Source organism: Tardiphaga sp. (genome assembly GCF_044340795.1).
GTDB lineage: Bacteria > Pseudomonadota > Alphaproteobacteria > Rhizobiales > Xanthobacteraceae > Tardiphaga.
Genome location: NZ_JBIISY010000036.1, coordinates 22,733 through 37,957, shown reverse-complemented (window position 1 = coordinate 37,957; position 15,225 = coordinate 22,733). Strand labels below are relative to the sequence as shown.

The following is a 15,225-nucleotide window of genomic DNA, read 5'->3' as shown; positions in this document are numbered from 1 at the left end:
GTTGAACGTCGTCGATACCAGATAGGTGCGCGGCGCACCGAGGATCACATAGCCGTCATTGGTCGCAGCCTGCCAGTAATTGCTGTCGAGCACGTTCTCCACCGAGAACCGCACCACCACCGGCTTCGCGTTCCACGGCGATGCGAATGTATAGCGCGCGCCCGCATCATAACGCGTCCAGCTTGCACCCGCCACGCGGTTGGCCTGATCGGTGTAATAGGCGCCGGTGTGAATGGCCCGGCCAGTCAACGTCAGCCCGCGCAGGAACGGCACATCCCATTCGCCTCCGATATTCACCTGCGTATCGGGCACGTTGAATGTCCGCAGGCCGTCATAAACGCCGTTCTGCGTGGTTTCCTGCCGTGCATCGATGAACATGAAGCCCCCGAGCAAACGCAGCCCTTCCGTCACCTCGCCAAAGGCGTTGAACTCGACGCCGCGATTGCGGCTCGCGCCGCCCTGCGAGACGGTATTGGTGGTGCGATCGACGATCTGGAACGGGCGCATGATATCGAAGGCGCTCATCGTGGTGGTGATACGGCCCCAGTCGACCTTGATTCCGACTTCCTTCTGCTTCGAGCGATAGGGCGGCAGCACCTGCCCGGCATTGGCAAAGCTTTCGCCCACCACCGAGCCCGGCTCGAATGCCTCGATATAGTTGCCATAGAGCGAGACGTTCTCCAGCGGCTTCACCACCAATGCGAAGGCGGGCGTCGTCGCCGCCGTGTCATAGCCGCCGGTTCGCGTGCCCGTCCCCATCGCGAAGGATTCCGACTCCACATATTGATGCCGCACGCCGGCGGTGAACTGGACGCGGTTGTTCAGGATCGACATCGTGTCCGCCACGCCGAAGCTCGACAGCCGCGAGATGCCGGTGGTGCGCGGCGCGCCGACCTCGACATTCGGGACCGCGCTTTGCGTCGGGTTGTAAAGATTAGAGCGGAACAATGCCCCTGATGTATTCAGGATGCCCGTATCGGCTTCCGACGCCGCCACGTTGAAATTGATCGCGTGGTTGACCGGCCCGGTATCGACATTGGCGCGGAAGCCGGCCTGAGCTGCGGTGCGCTCATGCGCCTGGTTGTTGCGCCGTGGCGTGCCGTTGAAATTGCCGTTCAGGCTGTCCATCCGGATATCGGAATAGAGATAGCGCGTATTGCTGGTGCTGATACCGGCCTGCGCGTAGGCCGTCAGGTTCTCGGTGATGTCGACTTCACCCTGCACGATGGCGTAGCGCGACTCCGACTGCCAGAAGCCCCAGTTCGGCATGTAATTCGCGCGGGCATCAGGGGGCGCCGGCAATGCCGTGAGATTGCCGAGATCGACGAAGCGCGTCATCGCCGTCGCATTGTGCCTGTCGTAACCGAAATCGGCTGATACGCGCACGCGTTCGCCGCGATAGTCCAGGCCAACGAAAGCATTGCCGACTTCCTGGTTTTGATTGGCAAGCTCGGTGGCACCGTCCTTGTAGCTGCCATTGAAGCGAACGCCGAATTCCTTGAACTCCCCGAAACGCTGGCCGACATCGATATGCGTGCCAAACTGCGACTGCGACGCATAGGTGTTGGTGATCTGAGCGATCGGAACATCCCCGGCCCGCTTGGTCACCAGATTGACGCTGCCGCCGACGCCACCACCGCTCGGCGGCATGCCGTTAAGCAGCGCGGATGGTCCCTTCAGGACCTCGACGCGTTCGATCGCACCGAGCGACGACAGCGAGAACGCCGAGGCGATGCCATACAAACCATTTATTCCGTAACCCGTGCTCGATACGCTGAAGCCACGAATGTTCAGCTGATCGAAGCCGCTCACACGCGGCACCGTGATCCGTACCGACGGATCATTCGCGAAGACGTCGTCAAGCTTGCGCGCCTGCTGATCCTGGATGGTCTGCGCCGTATAGCTGGTCTGATTGAACGGCGTGTCCATGACGCCGCGATTGCCGAGCAGGCCAACCTGGCTGCCGGATGCGACCTGCCCGCCCGCATAGGCGGCCGGCAGATTGCCCATCGTGCCGGTCGGCGGCGTCGTCGGCGCACGTGGGGCAACGACGCGGGGTGCAGCCTGCGGCGCACGGGTAACAGTCTGGCGCGGCACGGCACGGCGCGCGGCACGCGGCTTCGGCGCATGCACTTCGACCGCGGGCAGCTCGCGCGGCGTCTGCGCCACGGCATCGCCGCCAAGCAGCAGCGCTGTCGCGCTCGCTGCAGCCATCAGTGTTCTCGTGTGAAGTGTCGTCCCGCAGGTCATTTTAGTAGCGCCCCAATTCTCCGGCTGAATTCCGTCAGCCGATAACAAGGGCGCCTTACAGGATGACACGGTGCGGTCACAATTGTGGCGCGGCTAGATTCTATCTAACTATTCGCGCCGACGATCGCGCAGCACGTTGCACGCAACTCGCCGCACGATTGCAGGCGTTCAATCGCGCGACCGATATGCGTCAGCGCTTCGCCGATCCCTGGACCTGTCCGACCTGATTGGCCTGCGATGTAAACCAGATCATGCCGTTCGGCCCTGCCGTCATGCCGAAGGGCTGCGCATTCGGCGTCTTCAAGTCGAAGAACGACACGTCGCCTGTCGGTGTGATGCGTCCGATCTTGTGCGACTTGAAGGCGGTGAACCACACATTGCCATCGCCGCCTGCAGCGATCCCGATCGGCTTGGTATCGGCCGGCAGCGGGAATTCCCTGATCTCGCCGCTCATCGAGATGCGGCCGATGTGATCCGATCCGTTCAGCGAAAACCAGAGATGGCCATCCGGCCCGACAGTGATGTCACGCGGTCGCGACTGCGGATTGCCGAGCGCAAATTCGGTGATCTTGCCGGTCTTGATGTCGAGCCGGCCGATCTTTCCCACATTGCTTTCGGTGAACCACAGATTGCCGTCCGGCCCCGACACCACGCCATAGGCCTGCGCGTTTTCTGTGGGAATATCGAACTCCTTGATCTCGCCGGTCAGCGTGATGCGTCCGATCTTGTTCGCCGCCATCTCGGCAAACCAGATCTGCCCGTCGGGGCCCACGGTGATTCCACGCGGCCACGAGCCCGTGTTGAATTTGGTCGGTGTCGTCGCCTGCGAGGGAATGACGAACAGGCCGTTGAACTCGCCCTTCGGCGAGATGCGACGAATGGCGTTCTCCTCGCGTGACGTGAACCAGAGATTGCCGTCGCGACCTGCCGTGATGCCCTGAAGCACGCCAACCTTGTCGCCGGGCACACGGAATGCGGTGGCGTTGCCATCGGGCGTCACGCGAAAAATCTGATGCTTGCTGACTTCGGTGACCCACATATTGCCGTCGGGACCGAGCACAACGCCTTGCGGACGCTGGTTCTCCCCGGGAAGCGAGGTCTCGACGAGCGCGATGCTCTCGGCCTTCACGGTCACGGACGCCAATGGGCCCGTCAAAGCCAGAGCGACGATGGCGGCGTGAAAACCTCGAACCTGCATATCAACTCCTCGATCTCGCAATGAGCGCGACAACAGCGCGTTGCGTAACGGAGGCGATATGGAGGACACAATGGCAACAGTCTGGAATCGGTCCAGCCATTCGCGTTCAGGCGAATGGCTGCAACTGCGCGCAACTCACGCGACTGCGACAATCCGTCCGCCTCAGCCCTGCCCTTCGACGATCTCGCGGAACACCTGCCGCACGTCCTGCTGGATGTCGCGGACACGGGCTTCCAGCGAAGAGAAATCCGGCTCGTTGCTGACGCGGGCCAGCAGCCGCAACAGGTCCGCACCTGCAGTCTCGGGCTTGAAGCCTTCGCTGACACAGAGACGCAGGATCTGCGTGAGATCGTTGAACAGCCGGGCTGCGCGGCGCAGCACGTCGAAATGCTCGGATTTCAGCACGCCGAGCCTGGCGGCATTCTCCAGCACCTGCGGCGTGCTCACGCTCAGGATCGCGGGCTTCTCTGCGGCATGAACGAGCTGTAGATATTGCGCGATGAATTCGATATCGACCATGCCGCCGGCGGCATGTTTGAGGTCCCAGATATCGTCCTCGCCCTTCTCCTCGGCAATCGCCTGCCGCATCTCGGCGACGTCATTGGCGATGATGCCGTGTTCGCGCGGCCGGGTCAGCACCTCGCGAATGGCGGCCTCGACCTTTTCGCGGAAAGCCGGCGATGCCGAGATGACGCGGGCGCGCGTGAGCGCCATATGCTCCCAGGTCCAGGCTTCAGTCTGCTGATATTCGGCGAAAGAATCGATCCGCGAGGCCAGCGGCCCCGATCGACCGGACGGCCGCAGCCGCATGTCGACTTCATACAGCACACCGTAATTGGTGCGCGTGGTGAAGGCGCTGATCAGGCGCTGCGTAAGCCGCGCGAAATATTGTGCGCCATGCAGCGAGCGCGCACCGTCGGAATCGGGCGCGTCGTGATCGAAATCATAGATCAGGATGAGATCGAGATCGGATGCCGCGGTCATCTCGCGGCTGCCGAGGCGGCCCATGGCGATGATCGCGGTTTCCTGATCCTTGATGCGGCCGTGCTGCGCGACGAACTGGTCGAGCACGAGACCATGCAGCGTCTGCGCGATGCCTTCCGCCACATCGGCAAAGGCCGTGCTGGCCTGTGGCGCCGTCACCGTGCCCGACAGGATGCGCGTGCCGATCAGGAACAGGCTCTCCTGCCCGAACAGCCGCAGGCGATCGAGGAATTCCTCGTAGGAATTGGCGTCTTCGAGCGTGGCCGCGAGGCGCAAGGACAATTCGCGGCGATCGGGCATGGCGCCGAAGAAGCGCGGATCGATCAAGCCATCGACGAGCTGCGGCTGCCGTGCCAGCATATCCGCAAGGCGTGGCGCAGCGCCAAGCACGAGCGCGACCAGCGCGACCAGATCGCGGTTCTGGCTCAGCAGCGAGATCAATCGCCCGCCGCGCTGCAGGGCCTGCAGGAAGCGATCGAAGGCGATCACCGCACTGTCCGGCTCCTCGGCATCGGCAAGGCCGACGATCAGCGCCGGGACGAAATCGAGGAATGCCTGCCGGGTGCTCTCGACCCGCAGCGCACGATAGTCGTCGTCCAGCATCCAGTGCTGCACGGTCTGCGCCACCATGGCCGGCTTGCGGAAGCCGAGCTTGTTGAGATGTTCGAGCAGGCGCTGATCGGATGCACCGGCCTTGTAGTCGACGGCCGGCAGATGCGTGTCGTCGGTGGCATCGCCTTCGAACAGGCGGCTGTAATGGCCCTGCACGCAGTTGAGATGCGCCAGCAGATCGCGCACGAAGGCGTCGCGGTTCTCATAACCGAAGAAGCGCGCGAAGCGTTCCACAGCCTCGACATCGTCGGGCAGCGCATGGGTCTGCTCGTCGGCGATCATCTGCAGGCGATGCTCGACGCGGCGCAGGAATTCATAGGCCACCGTCAGTTCGTCGCGAACCTCGTCAGTGATCCAGTTATTCGCCGCGAGAATGCCGAGCGCTTCGAGCGTCGGCCGCACCCGCAGCTCCGGGTGACGGCCGCCGGCGATCAGCTGCTGTGTCTGCGCGAAAAATTCGATCTCGCGGATGCCGCCGCGGCCGACCTTGACATTGTGGCCTTCGACCGAAATCTCGCTCTGGCCGCGATAAGTCTGCATCTGGCGCTTCATGTCGTGGACATCGGCCAGAGCCGCGAAGTCGAGATGCTTGCGCCAGACGAAAGGCGAGATGTCGGCCAGCATGCGCTCGCCAGCCTTGGGATCGCCGGCGCAAGGCAGCGCCTTGATCATCGCCGCGCGCTCCCACGTGCGGCCCTCGCGTTCGTAGTAATACAGCGCTGACGCGGTCGACACCGCCACCGGCGTGGAGGCGGGATCCGGCCGCAGCCGCAGGTCGACACGGAACACATAGCCGTCGCCGGTGCGCTGCTGCAGCAGCCGCGACATGCCCTGGGCGACACGCACGAAGAAGGTGTTCGGCTCGATGTCCTCGGCCAGCGTATGTTCTTCCAGATCGAAATAAACGATCAGGTCGATGTCGCTGGAATAGTTCAGCTCGCCCGCGCCCATCTTCCCCATCGCGAAGACGATCAGGCCGCTGCCCTCTTCCGGCTTCGCCGGATCGGGCGGAAGGATGCGTCCGCGACCGGCTTCCTGGGTCAGCAGATAGCGGATCGCCGCCTGCACGGATGTGATGGCGAGATCGGTCAGCGCGCGCGTGACCTGCATCACCGGCCAGACGCCGCCGATATCGCACAGCGCGATCATCAGCGCGGCTTCGGATTTCATCCGCCGCAAGGCCGTCATCACATCGGCTTCGCTCGACGCCTCGCCGACCAGTTCGGTCGCGCGCGCGATGAGCGCCGGCAGCGCCGTGACGGGGTCCCCATTCAGCACGCGCAAGGCGCGCGCGGCGTCGGCGCGGAGCAGATCGAACAGATACGGAGAAGCTTCCGCAATGCCGAGCAGGATCGCACGGGCATGCGGGTATTCATCGACGATGGCCCGCAAGGCGCTGGCCTGATCGGGCGCGATATCCGTGAGCCAGTCAGCGAATCGGCGTTCCGCCTCGGCGGTGTCGAACAGCTGTGGTCCGCTGACGAATTGCGCGGCCAGCACCGGTTGGCCCTCGTCTGTTGCGGCTGAAATCATGCCTACTTCTGTGGCACATTCGCGCTTGGGGCCGCAAGGGCCTCGCCGGCTGCGGCCGGTAATACCAAGGTCACGCGCAGGCCGGGCGCATTTTCATCGAGACGCAATTCGCCGCCATGCAGAGTCGCAACAGCCGCAGCGAGACTGAGGCCGAGCCCCGAGCCCGGCAGCGTGCGGCTCGCTTCCAGCCGCACGAAACGCTGCACGGCATGTTTCCGGTCGGCCTCGGGAATGCCCGCGCCGTGATCGGAGACGCTGAGCAGCACGCGATCGCCCTCGCGGCGGGCCTCGATCAGGATTTCAGGCGTTGCCGCGCCCTCACCTGTCACGGGCTTGCCATATTTGACGGCGTTCTCGACGAGATTGGCCAGCGCCTGGCTGATCAATTCACGATTGCCGTGGACCGGCGCGGCTGATGTCTCGACCTTCAGCGTCAATTCGGCGTCTTCCGCGACAGGCTCATAGAGCTCATGGATACCCTGGGCCACGTCGGCCGCATCGAAATCATCCATATTGCCGCGCGCCTGCCCGGACTCGGCACGCGCAATCATCAGCAGCGCATTGAAGGTCCGGATCAGGCCATCGGATTCCTCGATGGTGCTCTCCAGCGCCGTCCGGTAATCGGTTTCGTTATTGGCACGGGCCAGCGCCTCCTCTGCGCGGTTGCGCAGCCGCGTCAGTGGCGTCTTCAGATCGTGGGCAATATTGTCGGAGACTTCCTTGAGGCCGCTCATGAGCGCCTCGATGCGTTCCAGCATCCTGTTGAGATTTTCCGCCAGACGGTCGAGCTCGTCGCCGCTGCGGCCGACCGGCAGCCGGCCCGAGAGATCGCCGGCCATGATGCGCTGGGTGGTGCCGGTGATGGCGTCGATCTTGCGCAGCACGCGGCGCGACACGAAGATGCCGCCGCCGAGGCCGAGCACGAAGACGATCAGCACCGACCATTTGGCGGCATCGCCGACAATGTCGAACAGACGCCGCCGTTCTTCCAGATCGTGGCCGATCAGGAGCCGGAAGCCGCTGGACAAAGACTCCACTTTCACCAGCGCGCGATGGTTGGGCGAGTCCGGATCATCGAGGCGGCGATACGGCGTTTCGGACCATCCCGTCTTCTCAAGCACCCCGGGCGCCAGCGACGACACATTGCCCGCTACTGACTGCCCGGCTGGCGTTGTGATGAGATAGAGATTGGCGCCCGGCCGCAGCGCCCGGTTCTCGATGGCATAGACGATGCCGCGCAGCCCGCGGCTCTGATAGAGCTCGCTGAGCTCGCTCATCTCGCCATTCACCGTGGTGGTGATCTGGTCGTTGATCAGCCGGTTCGTATTCCAGGCGAAATAGCCGAGCAATGCCGCGGCGAAGAACGCAAACAGCAGCAGATAGACCAGCGTCAGCCGGAATGCGGTGGTACGAAACAACTTGCCGAGCGCGGTCACGAAACGTCTCTGGATGAATATGCGGGTGTTGTTGTAGCAGCCGGACGCGGCCGCATACAGGCCCGCAAGATTATGTCTTGGTAATCTGCCGCCGCCCTATTCCGGCAGCCCGGCACGCCGCAAACCTTCCGAGGCCAGCGCGAAATCCTCCGGGCGCCGCACCAGCAGCCAGTCGTCGATATTGCGCAGATTGAGGCTCGGATCGAGCCGGCGCACATGCTCCATCGCCGCGCGGGCCTCGTCAATCTCGCCGGCCAGCGCATGCGCCATGGCCTGGAAAGCCGCGACCCGGAGAATGTTTGGCAGTTCCTGCGCGGCCTGTTGCAGCGATGCGAGCGCGGCATCGAAACGCAGCGAATACAGATGCGACATGGCGATGCCGGTATGCATCTGGAACGTCTCGGGATCGCGCGGGCTCAACCGCATCGCGCGGGTGAAATAGGCGATGGCCTCGTCATGCTCGCCGAGCGAGACGCGCTGGTACCCGCCGAGATACCAGGTGGTGGAGAGGTTGGGATTGAGCACCAGCGCGCGATCCACATGGGCGACGCAGGTGTGAAGATCGCCGCCGAAATGCGGCCAGGCATGACCACCTCGCGTCAGCGCAACCGCATCGTTGCGGCCAAGCGCAACAGCCCGCTCGCAGAGACGCGCAGCCTCGGCGCCATCGACCGCGCGGTCATCGAGCCAACGGTTCATCTTGCGCCAGTAGAAGCATCCGGCGGCCATGCCATAGGCGGCGGCGAAATCGGGATCGAGCTCGATGGCCTTGTAGAATTTCGGCAGCGCCTGATCGAGCCCCTCGCGCGTCGACAAATGAAACCTGGTCAACCCGCGCAGATAGTAATCATAGGCGTCAAGGCTTTCGGTGGGTTTGCGCTTGGCGCGCTCGATCTCGGCGAACTCCACCTGCGGCGCGATCGCGCCCGCGACGCTTGCGGTGATCTGGTCCTGGAGTTCGAAAATGTCATCGACCACGCTTTCGAACCGCTCGCCCCACAGATGCATGCCCGATGTGGTGTCGATGAGCTGGCCGGTGATGCGCACACGATTGGCGGCACGGCGGACACTGCCTTCGAGCACATAGCGCACGCCGAGTTCGCGCCCGACCTGCCGCACATCCACTGCCCGCCCCTTATAGGTGAAGCTCGAATTGCGGGCGATGACGAACAGCCAGCGGCTGCGCGACAAAGCGAGGATGATGTCCTCGACCATGCCGTCGACGAAATAGTCCTGCTGCGGATCGCCGCTGAGATTGAGGAAGGGCAGCACCGCGATCGACGGTCGATCGGGCAGCGCCGGGTTGGCTCCACCGCTACCCGGTGCCAGCAAAGCGGGCGCCTGCACGGGGGTGATCTCCGCCACGTCTCCAACGAAACGAAACCCTTTGCGCGCCATGGTCCGGAGCAGCCGTTGCTCCATGCCGCTGTCGCCGATCGCCTTCCTGACCGCATTGATGTGGCTGGCCAGGGTCGATTCCGACACGATCCGGCCATCCCAGACGGCATCGAGCAGATCATCCTTGCTGATCACGCGCTCCCGATGGCGCACGAAATGCAACAGCAGGTCGAAGACCAGCGGAGCGACGGCCACCGTCTCGCCGCCGCGCCGCAATTCGCGCCGCTCGGGATCGAGAACGAAGCCGTCGAACTCATATTGCACAGCATCCCCCGGGCTTGTCCGGCCCTTTCTGGACGATACGGCGGGGCAAACTCAAGAGAAAATCAAGCCGCGCGCAAAGCCTTCGGGACGCTGGCGCGGCATGCTCCCGGCAGGTTCAGGCATCGCAGCCAAAGGAGCAAAATGATGAAAATCGTCGTGATCGGCGGCACCGGACAGATCGGGTCGAAGCTCGTCAGGATTTTGCAGGCTCAGGGCCACCAGTTGGTCCCGGCCTCCCCGTCATCGGGCGTGAACACCATCACACGCGAGGGGCTGGCGGAAGCCATGAACGGCGCCGACGTCGTCGTTGATGTGTCAAACGCACCATCCTGGGAGGATGGCCCCGTGCTGGAGTTTTTCCAGACCTCGACGCAAAACCTGATCGCCGCCGCCCGGGCCAACGGTGTCCGCCACTATGTGGCCCTGTCCGTGGTCGGCACCGACGGCATGAGCGACAACGGCTATATGCGCGCCAAGAAGGTGCAGCAGGACCTGATCAAGACTGGCAGCCTGCCCTATACGATCATCCAGGCCACCCAGTTCTTCGAATTCCTCGATGTGATCATCCAGTCCGGAGCGGATGGTGACGTCATCCGGCTGTCACCCGCATTGATCCAGCCGGTCGCGGTGGACGACGTGGTCGCGGCCCTTGCCGAACTGGTCGTCGGCGCACCGCAAAACGCGACGATCGAACTCGCAGGTCCCGAGCCGTTTCCGCTGGACGGGCTTGCGCGCAAGCTGCTCGCCCGCAAGGGCGACAAGCGCGCTGTGATCGCCGACGTTCATGCGCGCTATTTCGGTGTCGAACTCACCGACAAATCGCTGACGCCGCAAGGCGCCGCTGCCCGTATCGCGCCGACACGGCTCGCTGACTGGCTCACACGCTGAGCCGGCTCACTGTCGCTTCCTGCAGCTCTCACAAGGGATCTCCGATCATGAGCACGATCACCACAAAGGACGGCACGGACATCTACTACAAGGACTGGGGCAAGGGCCCGGTCGTCACCTTCTCCCATGGCTGGCCGCTGAATGCCGACGCCTGGGATGGGCAGATGCTGTTTCTCGCGCAGCATGGCTATCGCGTCGTCGCCCATGACCGGCGCGGCCACGGCCGCTCGAGCCAGGCGTCGGATCATAACGACATGAACGGCTATGCCGACGATCTCGCGGCGGTCATCGAGGCGCTTGATCTCAAGGAGGCCACGCTGGTCGGCCATTCCACCGGCGGCGGCGAAGTTGCGCGCTATATCGGACGCCATGGCACGGCGCGCGTGAAGAAAGCGGTGCTGATCGCCGCGGTGCCGCCGATCATGCTGAAGACGGACGCCAATCCCGAGGGCCTGCCGATGGAGGTGTTCGACGGCATCCGTGCCGGCGTCGCCGGTGACCGTTCGCAATATTACAAGGATCTGCCATCGCCTTTTATGGCGCCAACCGGCCGGGTGCGAAGGTCTCGCAAGGCACGCTCGATCAGTTCTGGCTCTGGAGCATGCAGGCCGGCACGAAGAATGCCTATGAGAGCGTGAAGGCCTTTTCGGAGACCGATTTCACGGAGGATTTGAAGAAATTCGACATCCCGACCCTGGTCCTGCATGGCGAGGATGACCAGATCGTTCCGGTGAAGGATTCCGCGGTTAAGTCCGCGAAGATGATCAAGGACGCCAAGGATGTCTATTATCCCGGCGCACCGCACGGCATCACCGCGACGCATGCGGACGAGGTGAATGCGGAATTGCTGAAGTTCCTGAAGAGCTGAGACCGGAGGCTCAACGCCGTCATGGCCGTGACAAGACCCGCCATGACGGCGTCAAAAATTCACTTCACGCCGTCGCGCACCATGTAGCCGGCGCCGCGGATGGTGTGCAGCAGCGGGCGATCGAAGCCTTTGTCGATCTTCGAGCGCAGGCGCGAGATGTGGACGTCGATCACATTGGTCTGCGGATCGAAGTGATAGTCCCACACATTTTCCAGCAGCATGGTGCGGGTGACCACCTGCCCTGCATGTTTCATCAGATATTCGAGCAGGCGAAACTCGCGCGGCTGCAGGATCAGTTCCTGGCCGCCGCGGGTGACGCCATGCGACAGGCGGTCTAGTTCGAGATCGCCGACGCGATAGGTCGTGTCTTCGGCAGGTCCGCCCTGACGGCGCGACAGCACTTCGACGCGGGCGAGCAGTTCGGCAAATGAATAGGGTTTTGGCAGATAGTCGTCGCCGCCGGCACGCAGGCCCTTGATGCGGTCATCGACCTGGCCAAGCGCGGACAGGATCAGCGCGGGCGTGCGGTTGCCCTTCTCGCGCAGGCCGCCGATCACCGACAGGCCGTCGCGCTTCGGCAACATGCGATCGACCACCAGCACGTCGTAGTCGCCGCTGTCGGCCAGAGCGAAACCTTCCTCGCCGTCGGCGGCGTGATCGGCGACATGGCCGACCTCACGAAACGCCTTGACCAGGTAATCGGCGGATTCGCGGTCGTCTTCGATGATGAGCAGGCGCATTTCAGGAACGGCTCTGGGCGGGGCAGCTTCGCTGCGGATCGATTGAACTTCGCTCACCATGGCTTGCACTGCGCTCTCATGCAAGGCGACGGAACGTCCCTTGCCTTGGATGGGGGATGGACGGTGAGGCTGGGGGAAACCTCACCGTCCACACGCCTTCCGATGGGCGGGGGCACTGCCCAAAGGAAGGAAACAGCGGGAGCGAGTTTGTGGCTCGCTCCCTGGAAAGAGCCGTCAGCGGGGGCGACTATGCCGGCGACACTCTCCGTCTCAGTACGATGCTCAGCCCTTGGCGAGCGGCACCGCAACGAACTTGGAGGAGCCGCCCGAGCGAACCCGGATCAGCACGCTGTTCTTCTTGTCGGCATGCGCGGCGACGATGGCCTCGCGCACTTCACCCGGCGTCGCGACATTCTTGCCTGCGACTTCGAGAATGACGTCGCCTTCCTTGAAGCCACGCTCGGCCGCAGCAGACTTCGGATCGACGCCGGTGACGACGACACCTTCCTTGCCGGCACCGGCAACGCTCGACGCCGGCGAGACCGTAAGGCCGAGGCGCGGGACATCCGCACCGCGAGCCGAACTGCCGCTGTCACCGCCGATGTCGGCCTTCGCCTCCACCGTGTTGGGCAGCTGGCCGAGGGTCATGGACAGAACCTTGTCCTCGCCCTTCGACAGCACGTTGAGCTTCACCGTATTGCCCGGCGCGAAGCCACCGATGGTGCGGGCGAGTTCGCGGGCATCCTTCACCGGCTGGCCATTCACCTGGGTGATGACGTCACCCGACTTGATGCCGGCCTTGGCCGCCGGACCATCCGACTGCGGCTCGGCAACCAATGCGCCTTCCGCCTTCTTCAGGCCGAGACTGTCGGCGATATCCTGGGTCACCGGCTGGATCTGGACGCCGATCCAGCCACGCGAAACCGAGCCCTTCTCCTTCAGCTGCGCGACCACCTGCTTCACGGTGGAAGCCGGGATCGAGAAGGCGATGCCGACACTGCCGCCCGAGGGCGAATAGATGGCGGTGTTGACGCCCATCACTTCGCCGGAGACGTCGAAAGCCGGACCGCCGGAATTACCCTTGTTCACCGCAGCGTCGATCTGGATGAAATCGTCATACGGACCGTTGCCGATGTCGCGGCCCGAGGCCGAGACGATGCCGGAGGTTACGGTGCCGCCAAGGCCGAACGGATTGCCGACCGCCAGCACCCAGTCACCGATACGCGGCTTGCCATCGGCAAGCTTGGCGAACGGGAAGTCGGTACGGCCCTCGACCTTGATCAGGGCCAGATCGGTGCGCGGATCGGTGCCGATCACCTTGGCCGAATAGGTCTTGCCGTCATCGGTGTTGACCTCGACCTTGTCGGCGCCATCGACCACGTGATTGTTGGTCACGGCATAGCCGTCAGCCGAGATAAAGAAGCCCGAGCCCTGCCCGCTCACCGGGCCACGGCCACCGCGCGGACCACCGCGCATGCCCGGCGGCATGCCATTCTCGCCGAAGCGCTTGAAGAAGCGCTCCATCGGCGAGCCCGGCTGGAACGGCGAGTCATTGTTGTCGTCGTCCTTCGCCACCTTCTCCTTCATGTTGACCTTGACCGAGATCACAGAAGGTTTCACGCGCTCGACGATATCGGCAAAGCCCATCGGCTGGGCCGCCTGCGCCTTGACCTGCTTGTCCACCTGCGCATGGGCGGCGGTGGTGAAGTTGATGCCGTCCTTCGACGGCGAGATGCCGTAAGCGGCGACGCCGAGACCGGCGACGACCGACGCCATCAGCGCAAATTTGCGCATGGACAGCAGCGAACGGCGCGGCGCCTTGTAGGACGGGAGGGAGGAAAAATCGGTGGGACGGTCGGACATCGAAGAAATCTCCAGAACAACGGCGCGGGGGGCAAGGCGCCTTGTGTGATCCGAAGATGGCAGACCAAACCTTACCGCGCGCTGGCAGGGGGATTAAGCTTTTGTAATTTGACGGGGATGGGTGTGGCGGGATGACGCGGGGCAGCGGACACGCGCGAAAAGACCGTCAGAGGCTCTGAAAACCGGTCGAATCGCCGCGAAATCTGCGGAAATCCGTCCCGGCGGCGGAGCCCGTCATCTTGCCGCCCTGCCCGTCCCGTAGGAGTTTTGGCAGTGGCTTCCCGAAAGACCCAGGATCAGCATGTCATTGGACCCATTGCTCGGCCAAGGTCGTATCCAGGCGTCAGGCGTGATGGCGAATGCCACCGCATCGCGCGGCTGGCTCGACAACCGCGTGATCCTCGATCACCGGCGCTGGACATGCATGGAAGCCGACGTGACATGGTCGGCACCCGCCCATGTCGTCATCCTGACGCGCCAGGGCGGCACATCGCGGACGTCGATCAATTGCGCCGGCGAGACCAGATATCGCGGCATGGATCGGCCGGGCTCGCTGTCTTTCGTTCCGGCCAATGTCGTCCGTGAAGGCAACTACCGCGACGCCGATCTGGTCTATACGGCGCTCTGGATCGATCCGGAATTCACGGCCCGCCTCGGCATTCGCAACGAAACGCTCCCGACCTTGCTCAATCAGCGCGACGCCGCCATCGCCACCGCGCTGCAGGCCTTTCAGGAAGATCATGCGGCCGGGATCGAATTCGACAGCGGTTATGTCGAGCACCTCACCGGCTTCATCCTGCATCGGATCGCACAGCTCGACCGCCGCAAGACGAAGTCGAAAACCTATGGCCAGCTCAGCGGCGCGGTACTTCGCAGGCTGGAGGAATTCATCGATGCTCATCTCGCCGCCGACATCTCACTGCAGCAACTCGCCGATGTCGCCCGGCTGCCCGTCGATACGTTCGCACGCCGCTTCAAGGCCACCACCGGCCTTGCGCCCTATGCGTTCATTCTCGAGCAGCGCGTCCGCCGCGCCGAGATGATTTTACGCGCCGGCGAGATGCCGATCGCGAGCGTGGCGGCGCGGACAGGGTTCTGCAGCCAGAGCCACTTCTCCGGCACCTTCAAGCGGCTGCGCGGCATCACACCTGCGGCATTCGCACGCGCGATTCCGGAATCCTGATATCCGCC

The 15,225-nt window shown here is 63.7% G+C and carries 9 protein-coding genes and 1 pseudogene; 3 read left to right on the top strand and 7 right to left on the bottom strand.

Features of this window, described 5'->3' with window-relative positions:
* From ACIQ17_RS08645 to ACIQ17_RS08625, 5 genes are all read right to left on the bottom strand, one after another.
* Positions 1-2,214 (bottom strand): TonB-dependent receptor (locus ACIQ17_RS08645; protein WP_398467443.1); only part of this gene is annotated, 2,214 nt, incomplete at its 3' end.
* Positions 2,215-2,440: 226 nt separating this feature from the next.
* The gene (locus ACIQ17_RS08640) at positions 2,441-3,448 is read right to left on the bottom strand and encodes a hypothetical protein (protein ID WP_398467441.1); all 1,008 of its coding nucleotides are present in this window, start codon (positions 3,446-3,448) and stop codon (positions 2,441-2,443) included.
* Between the two features lie 162 nt (positions 3,449-3,610).
* Entirely contained in the window at positions 3,611-6,577 is a 2,967-nt protein-coding gene (locus tag ACIQ17_RS08635; protein ID WP_398467439.1) for a bifunctional [glutamine synthetase] adenylyltransferase/[glutamine synthetase]-adenylyl-L-tyrosine phosphorylase, read from the bottom strand.
* A gap of 2 nt (positions 6,578-6,579) precedes the next feature.
* Positions 6,580-8,013, bottom strand: a complete 1,434-nt coding sequence (locus ACIQ17_RS08630) for a sensor histidine kinase (RefSeq protein WP_398467437.1) — start codon at positions 8,011-8,013, stop codon at positions 6,580-6,582.
* 96 nt (positions 8,014-8,109) lie between these two features.
* Positions 8,110-9,675: a winged helix-turn-helix domain-containing tetratricopeptide repeat protein gene (locus tag ACIQ17_RS08625; protein WP_398467435.1), complete on the bottom strand. Its 1,566-nt coding sequence runs from the start codon at positions 9,673-9,675 to the stop codon at positions 8,110-8,112.
* A gap of 144 nt (positions 9,676-9,819) precedes the next feature.
* Between ACIQ17_RS08625 and ACIQ17_RS08620 the strand changes: the two genes are divergently transcribed.
* Positions 9,820-10,563 carry an SDR family oxidoreductase gene (locus ACIQ17_RS08620; RefSeq protein WP_398467433.1) on the top strand — a complete coding sequence of 248 codons (744 nt, stop codon included), beginning with the start codon at positions 9,820-9,822 and terminating at the stop codon, positions 10,561-10,563.
* A 47-nt stretch (positions 10,564-10,610) separates the two neighbouring features.
* Positions 10,611-11,431: pseudogene (locus tag ACIQ17_RS08615) on the top strand (alpha/beta fold hydrolase).
* 59 nt (positions 11,432-11,490) lie between these two features.
* Here ACIQ17_RS08615 and ACIQ17_RS08610 read toward each other — a convergent pair.
* Positions 11,491-12,231, bottom strand: coding sequence for a response regulator transcription factor (locus ACIQ17_RS08610; protein WP_398467431.1), 741 nt, complete (start codon positions 12,229-12,231; stop codon positions 11,491-11,493).
* 222 nt (positions 12,232-12,453) lie between these two features.
* The gene (locus ACIQ17_RS08605; protein WP_398467429.1) at positions 12,454-14,034 is read right to left on the bottom strand and encodes a Do family serine endopeptidase; all 1,581 of its coding nucleotides are present in this window, start codon (positions 14,032-14,034) and stop codon (positions 12,454-12,456) included.
* 301 nt (positions 14,035-14,335) lie between these two features.
* Between ACIQ17_RS08605 and ACIQ17_RS08600 the strand changes: the two genes are divergently transcribed.
* The gene (locus ACIQ17_RS08600) at positions 14,336-15,217 is read left to right on the top strand and encodes a helix-turn-helix domain-containing protein (RefSeq protein ID WP_398467427.1); all 882 of its coding nucleotides are present in this window, start codon (positions 14,336-14,338) and stop codon (positions 15,215-15,217) included.
* The last annotated feature ends 8 nt before the right edge of the window (positions 15,218-15,225 follow it).